A 15,114-nucleotide genomic window follows, 5' to 3' on the forward strand; every position below is an offset into this window, starting at 1 on the left:
GCGCTGTCGGTGTTATCGGCGTTATCGGTGTTATCGCTGTTGTCGGCGTTGTCAGTCGGTGACGGTCCAGGTGTCGTTGCCGGTCAGGAGGGTGGCGAGGTCGCCTTCGCCCTGGCGGTGGACGGCGGTGTCGAGCTGGTCGCTCATCTGGCTGTCGTAGACGGGGCGTCGGACGGAGCGCAGGACGCCGATGGGGGTGTGGTGGAGGGTGTCGGGGTCGGCGAGCCGGGTGAGGGCGAAGGCCGTGGTGGGGGAGGCGGCGTGGGCGTCGTGGACGAGGAGGCGGTCCTCGTTGTCGGGGGTGACGTCGACGACGGCGAGGTCGCCGGTTGCGGGATCGCGGACCACGCCCTTGTGCTGGTCGCGGCCGAAGCGGACCGGCTGTCCGTGTTCGAGGCGGATGACGGCTTCCTCGGCGCGGTCGCGGTCCTTGACGACGTCGAAGGCGCCGTCGTTGAAGATGTTGCAGTTCTGGTAGATCTCGATGAGCGCGGTGCCCTGGTGGGCGGCGGCCTGGCGCAGCACCGAGGTGAGGTGTCTGCGGTCGGAGTCGACGGTGCGGGCGACGAAGGAGGCCTCGGCGCCGATCGCCAGGGAGAGCGGGTTGAAGGGGGCGTCGAGGGACCCCATCGGCGTCGACTTGGTGATCTTGCCGATCTCGGAGGTCGGTGAGTACTGGCCCTTGGTCAGCCCGTAGATCCGGTTGTTGAAGAGGAGGATCTTCAGGTTGACGTTGCGGCGCAGGGCGTGGATCAGGTGGTTGCCGCCGATGGAGAGGGCGTCGCCGTCGCCGGTGACGACCCAGACGCTCAGGTCGCGGCGGGAGGCGGCGAGGCCGGTCGCGATGGCGGGGGCGCGGCCGTGGATGGAGTGCATCCCGTAGGTGTTCATGTAGTACGGGAAGCGGGAGGAGCAGCCGATCCCGGAGACGAAGACGATGTTCTCGCGGGCCAGGCCCAGTTCGGGCAGGAAGCCCTGGACCGCGGCGAGGATCGCGTAGTCCCCGCATCCCGGGCACCAGCGCACCTCCTGGTCCGACTTGAAGTCCTTCATGGACTGGCGTGCGGCGGCTTTCGGCACCAGGGAGAGCGCCTCGGCCGTGCCAGGGTGCGCGGTGACGGGCGTGTCAGCCATCGATGGCCTCCTTCAGTGCCGTGGCGAGCTGCTCGGCCTTGAACGGCATGCCGTTGACCTGGTGGTAGGAGCGGGCGTCGACGAGGTACTTCGCGCGCACGAGGGTGGCGAGCTGTCCGAGGTTCATCTCCGGGATCACCACCCGCTCGTACCGCGCCAGGACGCTGCCGAGGTTGGCGGGGAAGGGGTTGAGGTGGCGCAGATGGGCCTGCGCGATGGCCTCGCCCGCGGTGCGCAGCCGTCTGACGGCCGCGGTGATCGGGCCGTAGGTGGAGCCCCAGCCCAGGACCAGGGTCCTGGCCCGGTGCGGATCGTCGACGGTGAGGTCGGCGACCTCGATCCCGTCGATCTTCGCCTGCCGGGTGCGGACCATGAACGCGTGGTTGGCGGGCGCGTAGGAGATCTCCCCGCTGCCGTCCTGCTTCTCGATCCCGCCGATCCGGTGTTCGAGTCCGGGGGTGCCCGGCACCGCCCACGGCCTGGCCAGGGTGCGCGGGTCGCGTTTGTAGGGCCAGAACACCTCGCTGCCGTCCTCGAGGGTGTGGTTGCGCTCCCGCGCGAACGCCACCCGCAGATCCGGCAGCTCTGCCACGTCCGGGATCCGCCACGGCTCCGAGCCGTTGGCGAGGTAGCCGTCGGAGAGCAGGAAGACCGGGGTCCGGTAGGCCAGCGCGATCCGCGCCGCCTCCAACGCCGCGTCGAAGCAGTCCGCCGGGGTCCGCGGCGCGATCACCGGCACCGGCGCCTCACCGTTGCGCCCGAACATCGCCTGGAGCAGATCGGCCTGCTCCGTCTTGGTCGGCAGCCCCGTCGATGGCCCCCCGCGCTGGATGTCCACCACCAGCAGCGGCAGCTCCATCGACACCGCGAGACCGATCGTCTCCGACTTCAGCGCCACCCCGGGACCCGACGTCGTCGTCACCCCGAGCGCACCCCCGAACGCCGCCCCCAGCGCCGCACCCACCCCCGCGATCTCGTCCTCCGCCTGGAACGTCCTGACCCCGAAGTTCTTGTGCCGGCTCAGCTCGTGCAGGATGTCCGACGCCGGGGTGATCGGATACGAGCCAAGGAAGAGCGGCAGCCCCGCCTGCCGGGACGCCGCGACGAGCCCGTACGACAGGGCCAGATTCCCCGAGATGTTCCGGTACACCCCCGCGGGGAACGCCGTCGTCGCCGGGGCGACCTCGTAGGAGACCGCGAAATCCTCCGTCGTCTCCCCGAAGTTCCAGCCCGCCCGGAACGCCGCGAGGTTCGCCTCCGCGATCTCCGGCCGCTTCGCGAACTTCGCTCTCAGGAACCGCTCCGTACCCTCCGTCGGCCGGTGGTACATCCAGCTCAGCAGCCCCAGCGCGAACATGTTCTTGCTCCGCTCGGCCTCCTTGCGGCTGAGGTCGAACCCGGTCAGCGCCTCCACCGTCAACGTCGTCAACGGCACCTGGTGCAGCCGGTACCCCTCCAGCGAACCGTCCTCCAGCGGCGACGCCGCGTACCCGACCTTCGCCACCGCCCGCTTCGTGAACTCGTCCGTGTCCACGATGATCTCCGCGCCCCGCGGCAGATCAGCGATGTTCGCCTTCAACGCCGCCGGATTCATCGCCACCAGCACATCCGGCGCGTCCCCCGGGGTCAGGATGTCGTGATCCGCGAAATGCAGCTGGAAGGACGACACCCCCGGCAGCGTCCCCGCGGGAGCCCGGATCTCCGCCGGGAAATTCGGCAACGTCGACAGATCGTTCCCGAACGACGCCGTCTCCGACGTGAACCGGTCACCGGTGAGCTGCATGCCGTCACCAGAGTCACCAGCGAACCGGATGATCACCCGGTCCAGCCTGCGGACGTCCTTCGTGCCCGCCGGATCGCGCTGCTCTGAAAGTAGGGGTTCGTCGGCCTGTTCCGCTGTCCTGCTGGCCTGGCTGGTCACTGAACTGGACCTCCCTCAAGGCGGCTGTCTGGGCCCGGCCTTCCCGAAGGCCAGCCCGGACCAACCCTACGGCCGCAAGGGTCGCCTTCCCCCGGTGATTCGCCTCTTGGACACGCTTTTGAGACGGCTCACCGCCCTGACTTGTCCGGATTTCGAGGGTGAAACCCCTTGGCCACCTGTCAGGTGTTGATGTAGGTGAGCACCGCGAGCACCCGCCGATGGTCACCGTCGCTGGGGGAGAGCCCCAGCTTCAGGAAGATGTTGCTGACGTGCTTCTCGACGGCACCGTCGCTCACCACCAGCTGCCGGGCGATCGCGGAGTTGGTGCGCCCCTCGGCCATCAGCCCCAGCACCTCGCGCTCCCGGGGCGTCAGACCGGCCAGCACGTCCTGCTTGCGGCTGCGCCCGAGCAACTGCGCCACGACCTCCGGGTCGAGCGCGGTACCGCCCTCGGCCACCCGCACCACCGCGTCCACGAACTCCCGTACGTCGGCCACCCGGTCCTTGAGGAGATAGCCCACGCCCCGACTGGAACCAGCCAGGAGTTCGGTGGCGTACCGCTCCTCGACGTACTGCGAGAGCACCAGCACCCCGAGCCCCGGATACGCCTTGCGCAGCCGCACGGCCGCCCGGACGCCCTCGTCCGTGTGGGTCGGCGGCATCCGCACGTCGGCGACCACGACATCGGGCAGTTCGCCCTGCCCGTCGAGCCCGATGATCGTCTTGACCAGCGCGTCCCCGTCACCGACGCCCGCGACCACGTCATGCCCCCGGTCGGTCAGCAACCGGGTCAACCCCTCCCTGAGCAGCACCGAATCCTCGGCGATGACCACCCGCACCCTGTCCTCCACGCTCTCTGGCCCCCCAGCCGGACTCCGTTGTGTGTCCGGGAGCCAGCATCCCAGCTTTTGCCGAGGGACAGACCGGGCCGTTCGGAGACGGCCCGGCGGGCCGGGGTTCCCGAGCGGGCGGGCCGGGTCTCCCCAGGGGCCTACGGGCGGGGGCGGGCCGGGTCTCCCCAGGGGGCGTACGGGCGGGGGCGGGCCGGGTCTCCCCAGGGGGCGTACGGGCGGGGGCGGGCCGGGTCTCCCCAGGGGGCGTACGGGCGGGCGCGGGCGCGCGGCCCCCCGGGTCACCGCAAGGCCCATGCCCCCGGGTCACCGCAGGGCCCATGCCCCCCCCGGGTCACCGCAGGGCCCGTGCTCCCCGCCACGGCAGCTCCGCCGTCACCCGGGTCGGGCCGCCCACCGGCGAGTCGACCACCAGGATCCCGTCCACCGCGTCCACCCGCCCGGCCAGTCCGCTCAGCCCGGAACCGCCGGCCGCGTCCGCCCCGCCCACCCCGTTGTCCATCACCTGCACCATCAGCCGGTCCTCGACCCGCCACACGTCGACGGTCGCCCACGTGGCCCGCGCGTGCTTGCTGACGTTCTGGAGCAGCTCCGAGACGGTGAAGTAGGCGATCCCCTCGATCGCGGGCGCGGGACGCTCCGTGAGGTCGACCTCCACCTGCACCGGCACCGCGCACCGCGTGGCCACCGACGAGAGCGCCGCGTCGAGCCCCCGGTCGGTCAGCACGGCCGGATGGATGCCGCGCGCCAGATCCCGCAGCTCCTGCAACGCCGTCTTCACCTCGCCGTGCGCCTCGTCCACCATCCGCGCCGCGGCCCGCGGGTCCTCCGCCAGCTTCTCCTTGGCCAGCCCCAGGTCCATCGCCAGGCTGACGAGCCTGGCCTGCGCCCCGTCGTGCAGATCCCGCTCGATGCGCCGCAGGTCGGCGGCGGCCGTGTCCACCACCACCCCGCGGTCCGACTCCAGCTCCACCACCCGCGCCGACAGCCGCGTCGGGCCGAGCAGCCCGTGCACCATCAGCCGGTCCACCTGCGTCAGCGCCCGCACGATCCACGGCGTCGCCAACGTGATCAACAGTCCGACCAGCGCCGTCACCCCGATCTCGAACGGGTTGTCGAGGTAGACCCGGTGGTGCTCGTCGCCGTACAGCTGGAGGCCGCCCTGACCCCCGTACATCGGGAAGACCCAGGACCACAGCGGATACGTCAGCAGCGTCCAGCCGCACGTCCAGAACGGCAGCGCGACGCAGAACGAGAACACCGACCACGGGAACTGAAGCAGCGCGTACAGCAGCGTCCGCCACGAGGTGCCGCTCTTGAGCACCGCCCCCACCCAGGCCATCACGCCGTCGCCCTTGATCCGCAGCGGCTCGGGGGCGGCCACGTCGAGGCCGAGCAGCCCGCGCGCCCGCGCCCGCTCCAGCGCGCCGAAACCGCGGCAGCCCGCGAGCGTCAGCGCCAGCACCGGGATTCCCACGAACGTCACCAGCAGGCCGAGCCCCAGCGACACCATCGTGACCGCGTACGTGAACAGCACGATCCCGATCGGCAGACCGAGCAGCACGTACCCGAACTCCCGCCAGGCGCGCCCCTCGAACGGCGCCCGCAGCCCGGCCGGCACCCGGTGCCCGCGCTCCCCGCCCCGCCCGTACCCGCGCAGCGACCCGTCGCCGTCCCCGTACCCGTACCCGTACCCGTGCCTGAACCCGTCGTCGTGCCCGTACTCCGAGGCCATCGGCGTCGTCCGTTTCTACTCGTCTACTCGTCCGCGTTCACGCGTTCACGCGTCCGCGCGCCCGCCGCGCGCACCCGCCGCACGGGGTGTCCGCGCTACCTCCACCCTGCTGCGTCGCAGGTCCACGAGCCATGGAGGCCGTCGGAGTCTTGGAAGGGGGGTTTTCCCTACCCCCGCCTCCGCGCCCCCGGGTCCTGCTACGGCGGGGAGCCGGCGCCCTGGTCCTCGGTCCTGTCCCGCCACGGCAGTTCGGCCGTGACGACGGTCGGGCCGCCGACCGGCGAGTCCAGCGCGAACAGCCCGTCGACGGCGCCCAGCCGGTCCGCGAGCCCCTTCATCCCGGTGCCGTCCGCCAGCCGCGCCCCGCCCCTGCCGTCGTCCTCGACCTGGACCAGCAACCGGTCGGCCGACCGCCACACCTCCACCGAGGCCGCCCGCGCACCACTGTGCTTGCTGATGTTCTGGAGCAGTTCCGAGACGGTGAAGTAGGCGATCCCCTCGATCGCCGCCGCCGGCCGCGCCACCAGATCGACGGTCACCTTCACCGGCACCGTGCACCGCGTGGCCACCGACGAGAGCGCCGCGTCGAGCCCCCGGTCGGTCAGCACGGCCGGATGGATGCCGCGCGCCAGATCCCGCAGCTCCTGCAACGCCAGCTTCACCTCGCCGTGCGCCTCCGCGACCATCGTCGCCGCCGCGTCCGGGTCCTCGATCAGCTTCTCCTTGGCCAGCCCGAGCCCCATCGCCAGGTTGACGAGCCTGGCCTGCGCCCCGTCGTGCAGATCCCGCTCGATGCGCCGCAGATCGGCCGCCGCCGTGTCCACCACGACCCCGCGATCCGACTCCAACTCGGCGATCCGCCGCTCCAGTTCGTCGGACGGCGACAGCAGCGCGCGCACCATCGCCCGGTCGGCGCTCGTAAGACCACGGGCCAGGAACGGCAGCACAGGCCAGAGCACGAACAGGGAGATCAACGTGACGGTGAAGGTCAGAACTCCCCACGGCAGCCGTATGAACTCGTAGAGCACGGTGCGCCAGCCCACCGGGTCCTTCAACGTCATCCACAGCCACGGCATGAACCCGGAACGCCGGGGCAACGGGCTCGGCTCCTCGATCCGCACCCCGAGCAGCTTCCTGGCCCGCGCCCGTTCCAGCCGCCCCAACTGCCGCGCGCCGAGCAGCCCGCCCGCCAGCATCGGGAACCCGATCACCGTCAACGCCAGCACCCCGCCGGTGAGCAGCACCGTCACGACGTAGACGAACCCGACCAGCGACACCGGCAGGTTCGCCAGGAGATGCGCGATCTCCTTCCAGGTGGCGCGGTCGTAGGCGAAGCGGGGAGGTGGCAGGCGGTCGCCGTCGCCGTCGTCACTGAAGAGTCGTTCGGTCATATCCGCCAGCCTGCCGCGCTCCGCGACCCGACGCCATGAGGCGGGCCGCCTCCGTACCCTGGGGAAAACCCCACCCCCGCGCGCCGGCCCGGGGCGGCAGACCACGACGGTCTGCTTACCGCCGCTTTATCAGGGCCTAGACTCCCGTGCGTACGGATCACAGTCGTACGGATCACGGCCAGGGGAGCGAGGGGACGGACGTGCGGGAACCGACCGTCATCGCGGCGGACTACTTCCAGTCGTACTCGGTCGTCGGACTGCTCGCCGTCGTCGGCGTGCTGTTCGTCGCCGTCGCCTTCGGCGCGGGACGGCTGCTGCGGCCGGTGGTCCCCACCCCCGAGAAGCTCATGACGTACGAGTGCGGCGTCGACCCCGTCGGCGAGGGCTGGGCCCACACCCAGGTCCGCTACTACGTCTACGCGTTCCTCTACGTCATCTTCGCCGTCGACTCGATCTTCCTCTTCCCCTGGGCGACGGTCTTCGCCGCCCCCGGATACGGCGCCGCGACCCTCGTCGAGATGTTCGTCTTCCTCGGCTTCCTGGCCGTGGGCCTGCTGTACGCATACAAGAAGGGCGTCCTGGCATGGACGTGAGGCCAGAACCGAACACACCGGAGCCGCAGCGGGAACCGGTGCTGCTCCCGGAGCCGAAACGGCTGGGCGCCCTCGCCCGCCTCGCCCCCGAGCCGATGAAGGTCGTCCTCAACTGGGGCCGCCGGTACTCCCTCTGGGTCTTCAACTTCGGCCTCGCCTGCTGCGCCATCGAGTTCATCGCCGCGTCGATGGCCCGCCACGACTTCATCCGCCTCGGCGTCATCCCCTTCGCGCCCGGCCCGCGCCAGGCGGACCTGATGGTCGTCTCCGGCACGGTCACGGACAAGATGGCCCCGGCCGTGAAGCGCCTCTACGAACAGATGCCGGAACCCAAGTACGTCATCTCCTTCGGCGCCTGCTCCAACTGCGGCGGCCCGTACTGGGACTCGTACTCCGTCACCAAGGGCGTCGACCAGATCATCCCCGTCGACGTCTACGTGCCCGGCTGCCCCCCACGCCCCGAGGCCCTCCTCCAGGGCATCCTCAAACTCCAGGAGAAGATCGCCCGCGAGTCCCTGAACACCCGCTACGGCCCGACACCGTCGCCGCCGGACGGCCCGGATGAGAACGGGGGACACGGCCGGGGCGAGGGCCAAGGGCGGGGGCACGGCCGGGGCGAGGGGCAGGGCCGGGGCGAGGGGCAGGGCTCGGATTCGGATTCGGGCTCGGATTCGGGCTCGGGCTCGGGTTCGGGCTCGGGTTCGGGACCGGATTGGGGTTCTGGTTCGGGTTCTGGTTCTGGTTCGACGGGGATGGGCAGGGCGTCGGCTGCGGCCTTGCAGAGCGGCCTGGTCAAGGGCCCGCAGCCCGGCGGAGCGACCGGGGCAGCGGCCGGCGGAGCGTCGTCCGGGGCAGGGGCTGGCGGCGCGTCCGGGGGACGGGCTGTTGCGACGGCTGGCGGAACGGCCGACGGAACGGCTGGCGGAACAGCCGACGCAACGGCAGAGCGACCGGCAGAGCGACCGGCAGCGGGACCGGCTGGGGAGACGCCTGGCGGACCGGCTGGGGGAGCGGTCGGGGAAGCGCCCGGCGGAGCGGTCGAGGAACGGCCGGCGTCCTCGGCCACCGGTGAGGAGGACCCGCGATGACGAACGTCGGATGGCTCCCCGCCCCCGCCGCCGACCTCTTCGGCCCGGACGCCACCGCCGAGGAGTCCTACGACGTCCTGACCGTCGACGTACCGCCCGAGACCTGGCTCGCGACCCTGCGCGTGGCCCGCGACGACCTCGGCTGCACCTACTTCGACTGGCTGAGCGCGGTCGACGAACCCGGCACCGGCTTCCGCGTCTCCGCCCACGTCGTCGCCCTCACCCCGGTCCGCCGGCTCCTGCTGCGCACGACGGTCCCGCACGGGACACCGACCCTGCCCACCGCCGTTGACCTCTACGCGGGCGCCGCCTGGCACGAACGCGAGACCCACGAGATGTTCGGCGTCACCTTCGAAGGCCACCCCGGCCTCGACCACCTCCTCCTCCCCGACGGTTTCGAAGGCCACCCCCTGCGCAAGGACTTCGTCCTCGCCGCCCGCGTGGCCAAGGCCTGGCCGGGCGCCAAGGAGCCGGGCGAGTCCGACCACGGCGCTCCCAAACGCCGCCAGATGCTCCCACCGGGCGTACCCGACCCGAACGAGTGGGGCCCCCTCAAGGGCCAACTCCCGGCAGCCCCGACCCGCCCGTCCCGCACCCCGCGCGCCACGACCGAACGGCCGCCCCGCCGCACCCGCACGGCTTCCGCTCCGACGGGAACCCCCGAGGCGACGGCAACCCCCGACCGGACGGAAGCCTCCGAGACGACAGCGACACCGGCCGCCCCGGCGACCCCCGAGGCCCCCTCGACGGCTGCCACGCCCGACGCGCCCGGCACGCGCGGTACGTCCAGCGCACCCGGTGCACCTGACGTCCCGGACGGGCCCGCAGAACCGAAGGCCACGTCGGCCTCCGAGACACCGCCGCCGGCCACCTCCCGCCCCGGCCCCCGCAGGACCCGCTCGGCCTCCCAGGGCTCGGCGAGCCAGATCGCCCGCGACACCGAGGGCCCGGCGCCGACGGAGCCCACGGGGACGACCGGTCCCGGTGCCCCTTCGGAGACGGCCGAGCCGGCTGAGCCCACGGAGGCGCCCGAGCCGGTCGCCACCCCCGACGCCGATCAGGTGACCCCGGACCCGAGCCCCCAGGCACCTCCCCGCGCCCGCTCCGGCCCCCGCCGCTCCCGCAGCGCCTCGGACGGTTCCGCCACCCAACGAGCCGCGACCACCCAGCCGGTGGGGGAGGCGAAGCCTGGGCAGGACGCGGAGCCTGGGCAGGGGGCACGTCCTGAGCCGGACGCGAAGCCTGAGCGGGAGGCGCGTCCTGAGCGGGAGTCGCGGCCAGGGCGAGAGCTGGAGTCGACCTCACGCCCGACCGACACCACCGTCAAGGCCGACGCCACAGGCAAGGCCGACTCCACCGACAAGGCCGGCACCCCGCAGCCCCCGCCGAAGGCCCCGCGCAGCGCGGACGCTCCCTGGCACCACGCCCGCCCCGCCTTCGACGACGCCCCGGAACCGAGGAAGCGCCCGCCCGCTCCGAAGACTCCGCCGTCGGACGGCCCGCCGTCCGGTACCCCGGCCGCCAACCCCTCTGCCCCGGAGGAGACCGCTCGCGAGGAGACCACTCGCGAAACCAGCGCCCCGGACGAATCCACTCCCGAGGAATCCGCTGCCGAGGAATCCACCCCTGACGACTCCACGCCCGAAGATCCCACGCCCGAAGATCCCACCCCCGACACCCCCGCCGGAGGCCCGCAGTGAACGACGCTCTCGACGTCGCCCTGCGACTCCTGATCGTCTTCGTCGTCTTCCTCACCTTCCCCCTGATCGTCGGCCAGACCGAGCACAAGGTCATGGCCCACATGCAGGGCCGCCTGGGTCCGATGTACGCCGGTGGCTTCCACGGCTGGGCCCAACTGGTCGCTGACGGCGTCAAGTTCGCGCAGAAGGAAGACATCGTCCCGGCCGGCGCCGACCGCCGCGTCTTCCAACTCGCCCCCGCCGTCGCCCTCCTCCCCTATCTGCTCGTCATCCTGGTGATCCCCGTCGGTCCCGGCGAGGGAGCCGTCGGCGAGGTGGTGGACGCGGGTGTCTTCTTCGTCCTCGCCGTGATGGGAGTCGGCGTCCTCGGCTCCCTGATGGCCGGCTGGGCCTCCGCCAACAAGTTCTCCCTCCTGGGCGGTCTGCGCACCGCCGCCCAACTCCTCGCCTACGAACTCCCGATGCTGCTCACCGCCGCGTCGGTCGCCATGGCCGCCGGGACCGTCTCCCTCCCCGGCATCCTCGACGCCTTCGAGTGGTGGTGGCTGCCCTGGCAGATCGTCGGCGCGATCGTCTTCTTCGTCGCCGGCCTCGCCGAACTCCAGCGCCCGCCCTTCGACATGCCCATCGCCGACTCGGAGATCATCTTCGGCGCCTACACCGAGTACACCGGCCTGCGCTTCGCCCTGTTCCTCCTCGCCGAGTACGCCGGGATCGTCGTCCTGTGCGGCCTGACCACCGTCCTCTTCCTGGGCGGCTGGCACGGCCCGTTCGGCGCCGACGGCCTCGGCTGGGTGTGGACCCTGCTGAAGACGGCCGTCCTCGCCTTCGTCGTGATCTGGCTCCGCGTGACCTACCCCCGGCTGCGCGAGGACCAGTTGCAGAAGCTCTCCTGGACCCTCCTCGTCCCCCTCTCCCTCGCTCAGATCGCCCTCACCGGCATCGTCAAGGTGGTGATCTCCTGATGGCCGAGTCGCAGCAGCCCGCCCGGTCCCGCATCCCAGGCTCCGGCCTCGCCAAGGGTCTCGCCGTCACCCTCCGCACCATGACGAGGAAGACGGTCACCGAGCAGTACCCGGACGTCCAGCCCGACCTCCCGCCCCGCTCCCGCGGCGTCATCGGCCTGTTCGAGGAGAACTGCACGGTCTGCATGCTCTGCGCCCGCGAGTGCCCCGACTGGTGCATCTACATCGACTCCCACAAGGAGACCGTCCCGGCGGCGGCCCCCGGTGGCCGCGAACGCAGCCGCAACGTCCTCGACCGCTTCGCCATCGACTTCTCCCTCTGCATGTACTGCGGTATCTGCATCGAGGTCTGTCCTTTCGACGCCCTGTTCTGGTCACCGGAGTTCGAGTACGCCGAGACCGACATCCGCGAACTCACCCACGAGCGCGACAAGCTCCGCGAGTGGATGTGGACCGTCCCGGCCCCGCCCGCCCTCGACCCGGCCGCCGAGGAACCCAAGGAGATCGCCGCCGCCCGCAAGACCGCGGAGAAGCTGGCCGCGGCCCAGGCCCAGGCCGAGCCGAAGGAGGGGGAGGCGTGAACCTCGCCGCCGACAGCCCCGGCTTCCTCTCCCCGACCGGCGTCGAGATCGCCTTCCTCCTCGTCGGCCTGGTCACCCTCGGAGCCGCCGTCGTCACCGTCACCACCCGGCAGCTCGTGCACGCCGCGCTGTGGCTGGTGGTCGCCCTCGGCGGACTCGCTGTCGAGTACCTGCTGCTCACCGCCGAGTTCATCGCCTGGGTGCAGGTCCTCATCTATGTCGGATCCGTGGTCGTCCTCCTTCTGTTCGGTCTGATGCTCACGCGGGCCCCCATCGGCCGCTCCCCGGACGCGGACTCCGGCAACCGCTGGGCCGCCCTGGCGGTGGCAGTCGCCGCGGCCGCCGCGCTGGTCTGGGTGGTCGTCGACGCCTTCCGCACCACCTGGATCGACCTCGACGGCCCGGCGGCCGGCTCCACCGAGGCCACCGGAGCGAGCCTGTTCCAGAACTGGGTCCTGCCCTTCGAGGCCCTCTCCGTCCTTCTCCTCGCCGCACTGGTCGGCGCGATCGTCCTGTCCCGCAAGGCGACGACGGATCCGAGCCCTCCCCCTGTGAACTCCCGCGGTGCCGAAGCCGGTTCCCGGCCCGTCCCGGATAACCCGAAAGAGTTCACCGGACCCGACGGCCTGCGCGGAACCGGGCCGGACCGTCCAAGGGGAACCGGTCCGGACGACGCGACTGGAACCGGTCCGGACGACGCGACTGGAACCGGAGCCGACGCCCCGCGCGGAACCGGGCCGCACGACATGAAGAAGCCGGCCGAGCGGGAAGGCGGCACCCGCTGATGCACCTCGCCTATCCCGCCGTCCTCTCCGCGCTCCTCTTCTGCACCGGCGTCTACGGCGTCCTCGCCCGCCGCAACGCGATCCTCGTCCTGATGTCCGTCGAGCTGATGCTCAACGCCGTCAACCTGAACCTCGTCGCCTTCGACGTCTGGCTCAGCGGGGCCGCGCACGAGACCCTGCACTCCGGCCAGGCCCTGACCCTCTTCACCATCGCCATCGCCGCCGCCGAGATCGGCATCGGCCTCGCGATCGTCCTCGCCGTGTACCGCAACAGCGGCACCTCGGACATCGACCGGCTCCGCGACACCGCCGAAGGCCACGAGACCGACGACCCCGAGGCCGGGACGGCCGCCGAGAAGGCTGAGGCCACCGCGTGACCACGACCACCCTCGCCGTCCTCGTCCCCCTCCTGCCGTTCCTCGGCGCCGTCGCCGGACTGCTCCTCGGCCGCACCGCCCCCGGCTTCGTCCGGCCGCTCGCCGTCCTCCCAGCCCTCGCCTCCCTCGTGCTCGCCGCGCTGGTCACAGCCCGCCAGGGCGGCGGCCGGGCCATCGACTCCGCGACCCAGCTCACCCCCACCGGCTCCGTCCCGATCGAACTCGCCCTGCACATCGACGGCTTCGCCGCGCTCGTCGCCGTCCTGGTCGCGTTCGTCGCCTCCTGCGTGCAGATCTACTCCACCGGCTACCTGCGCGACGACCCGCGCTACGCCTCCTACGCCGCTCTGGTCTCCCTCTTCACCTCCGCGATGCTGCTCGTCGTCTACTCCGGCGACCTGATCGTGCTGCTGGTCGGCTGGGAGGTCATGGGCATCTGCTCGTACTTCCTGGTCGGCCACTACTGGGAGACCCCGGAGGCCCGCGCCGCCTCCCTCAAGGCCTTCCTGGTCACCAAGCTCGGCGACGTCCCCTTCCTGATCGGCCTGTTCGCGCTCGCCACCGACGCCGGTTCGTTCCGCATCACCACCGTCCTCGACACCGTCGCGACCGGCGGACTCGACCACCCCACCCTGATCGCCCTGCTGCTCCTGGCGGGCGTTGCCGGAAAGTCCGCGCAGTTCCCGCTGCACACCTGGCTGCCCGACGCGATGGCCGGCCCGACACCCGTCTCCGCCCTGATCCACGCGGCGACGATGGTCGCCGCCGGCATCTACTTCGTCGCCCGGCTCCTCCCGGTCTTCGAGGCGTCCCGTGCCGCGATGGCCGTCCTCGCCGTCATGGCCGCCGTGACGATGATCGGCTCCGGCCTCGCCGCACTCGCCCAGGACGACATCAAGCGGGTCCTCGCCTACTCGACGATCGGACAGCTCGGCTACATGACCGGCGCCCTCGCCGTCGGCGACCGCGGTGCCGCCGTCTTCCACCTCCTGTCCCACGGCGCCTTCAAGGCGCTCCTGTTCCTCGCGGCCGGCGCGGTCATCCACGCGGCCGGCACCAACTCGCTGGCCGCCATGTCCCGCATGGGCCACCTGCGCGACCGCGTCCCCGACGCCTTCTGGACGATGACCGTGGCGCTCCTCGCGCTCGCCGCGATCCCTCCCTTCAGCGGCTTCTTCTCCAAGGAGTCCGTCCTCGGCGCGGCCGAACACGTCGCCACCGGGCACACCGAGCACGCCCCCGGTGCCGCGGGCTGGACCGTGCTCGTCGCCGGGCTGTTCGCGGCCCTGCTCACCGCCGCCTACGCCACCCGGCTGTGGCTGCTCGCCTTCCGGGGCCGCGGCGCCGAGGCCCCCGACCACGGGCGCCAGCCGCTCAGCATGACCGTCGTCCTGTGGGTGCTCGCCGTGCCGTCCCTCGCCATGGGCGGGATCGCCTACCGCTCGCTGCCCGGCTGGTTCGAGTCACCCGACCTCGCCCCGACCCTGACCACCTCCGTCCTCGGCACCGGCATCGCCCTGGTCGGCGGGATCGTCACCTACGCGGCCTGGTGGCACACCACCGCGTACGCCACCCGCGTCCCGCTGGGCGCGGTCGCCGCCCACCCCGAGGGCGACGCGGGACGGGTCGAGGCCGAGGCCATCGCCAGCCACCGGGCCGCCTACGGCGACCTCACCTCCGCCCCTGACCCGGCCGACCCGGGACGGCTGCTGCTCGGCCCGCTGTTCAGGCCCGCGGCCGGCGGCTTCCACCTCGACGCCGTCTACGCGGCGCTGTTCGTCCGCCCGGTCCTGGCCGCCGCGCGCCTCGTCCGGTTCCTCGACCGGGAGGTCGTCGAGACCTATGTGCGCGGCGCGGGCGCCGTGCCCCGGCTCCTCGGGGCCGCCGTACGGCGGGCCCAGACCGGCAACGCGCAGACCTATGTGAGCGCGCTGCTCGCCGGCACCGTCGTCCTGGCGGTCGCCGCCCTCCTCGTCGCCACGGGAGCGTGAGC

General features: G+C 72.1%; 12 protein-coding genes and 1 pseudogene. 8 read left to right on the forward strand and 5 right to left on the reverse strand.

The features are described from left to right. Positions 1-51: 51 nt before the first annotated feature. The 5 genes from DDJ31_RS22645 to DDJ31_RS22665 form a co-directional block, all read right to left on the reverse strand. Positions 52-1,134: a 2-oxoacid:ferredoxin oxidoreductase subunit beta gene (locus DDJ31_RS22645; protein WP_127178524.1), complete on the reverse strand. Its 1,083-nt coding sequence runs from the start codon at positions 1,132-1,134 to the stop codon at positions 52-54. After that, a complete protein-coding gene (locus tag DDJ31_RS22650; RefSeq protein WP_127178523.1) occupies positions 1,127-3,055 on the reverse strand; it encodes a 2-oxoacid:acceptor oxidoreductase subunit alpha in 1,929 nt (642 codons plus the stop codon). The genes DDJ31_RS22645 and DDJ31_RS22650 overlap by 8 nt, the downstream gene beginning before the upstream one ends. Before the next feature lie 179 nt (positions 3,056-3,234). Next, positions 3,235-3,894: a response regulator transcription factor gene (locus DDJ31_RS22655; RefSeq protein ID WP_276319330.1), complete on the reverse strand. Its 660-nt coding sequence runs from the start codon at positions 3,892-3,894 to the stop codon at positions 3,235-3,237. Positions 3,895-4,240: 346 nt separating this feature from the next. Further along, positions 4,241-5,641: a sensor histidine kinase gene (locus DDJ31_RS22660; protein WP_127178521.1), complete on the reverse strand. Its 1,401-nt coding sequence runs from the start codon at positions 5,639-5,641 to the stop codon at positions 4,241-4,243. 197 nt (positions 5,642-5,838) lie between these two features. Then, positions 5,839-7,032, reverse strand: coding sequence for a sensor histidine kinase (locus DDJ31_RS22665; RefSeq protein WP_127178520.1), 1,194 nt, complete (start codon positions 7,030-7,032; stop codon positions 5,839-5,841). 200 nt (positions 7,033-7,232) lie between these two features. Here DDJ31_RS22665 and DDJ31_RS22670 point away from each other — a divergent pair, with 200 nt between their 5' ends. The 8 genes and pseudogenes from DDJ31_RS22670 (at position 7,233) to DDJ31_RS22705 (ending at position 15,112) form a co-directional block, all read left to right on the forward strand. Beyond that, positions 7,233-7,625 (forward strand): NADH-quinone oxidoreductase subunit A, encoded by a 393-nt coding sequence (locus DDJ31_RS22670; RefSeq protein ID WP_127178519.1) that lies wholly within the window; start codon positions 7,233-7,235, stop codon positions 7,623-7,625. Continuing rightward, positions 7,616-8,165 (forward strand): annotated as a pseudogene (locus tag DDJ31_RS22675) (NADH-quinone oxidoreductase subunit B); the annotation flags it as partial. The gene DDJ31_RS22670 and the pseudogene DDJ31_RS22675, both read left to right, overlap by 10 nt. A 544-nt stretch (positions 8,166-8,709) precedes the next feature. Beyond that, positions 8,710-10,413: an NADH-quinone oxidoreductase subunit C gene (locus DDJ31_RS22680; RefSeq protein WP_171480886.1), complete on the forward strand. Its 1,704-nt coding sequence runs from the start codon at positions 8,710-8,712 to the stop codon at positions 10,411-10,413. Further along, on the forward strand, positions 10,410-11,378 hold the full coding sequence (locus tag DDJ31_RS22685; RefSeq protein WP_127178518.1) for a complex I subunit 1/NuoH family protein: 969 nt from the start codon (positions 10,410-10,412) through the stop codon (positions 11,376-11,378). Before DDJ31_RS22680 ends, DDJ31_RS22685 begins: the two co-directional genes overlap by 4 nt. Further along, positions 11,378-11,959 (forward strand): NuoI/complex I 23 kDa subunit family protein, encoded by a 582-nt coding sequence (locus DDJ31_RS22690; RefSeq protein WP_127178517.1) that lies wholly within the window; start codon positions 11,378-11,380, stop codon positions 11,957-11,959. The genes DDJ31_RS22685 and DDJ31_RS22690 overlap by 1 nt, the downstream gene beginning before the upstream one ends. Continuing rightward, entirely contained in the window at positions 11,956-12,744 is a 789-nt protein-coding gene (locus tag DDJ31_RS22695; RefSeq protein ID WP_240678110.1) for an NADH-quinone oxidoreductase subunit J family protein, read from the forward strand. The genes DDJ31_RS22690 and DDJ31_RS22695 overlap by 4 nt, the downstream gene beginning before the upstream one ends. Next, positions 12,744-13,121, forward strand: a complete 378-nt coding sequence (nuoK, locus tag DDJ31_RS22700; protein WP_127178516.1) for an NADH-quinone oxidoreductase subunit NuoK — start codon at positions 12,744-12,746, stop codon at positions 13,119-13,121. Before DDJ31_RS22695 ends, nuoK begins: the two co-directional genes overlap by 1 nt. Beyond that, positions 13,118-15,112, forward strand: coding sequence for an NADH-quinone oxidoreductase subunit 5 family protein (locus DDJ31_RS22705; RefSeq protein WP_127178515.1), 1,995 nt, complete (start codon positions 13,118-13,120; stop codon positions 15,110-15,112). Before nuoK ends, DDJ31_RS22705 begins: the two co-directional genes overlap by 4 nt. Positions 15,113-15,114 lie beyond the last annotated feature (2 nt).

Origin of the sequence: Streptomyces griseoviridis, assembly GCF_005222485.1 — a bacterium.
Taxonomy (GTDB): Bacteria; Actinomycetota; Actinomycetes; order Streptomycetales; family Streptomycetaceae; genus Streptomyces; species Streptomyces hintoniae.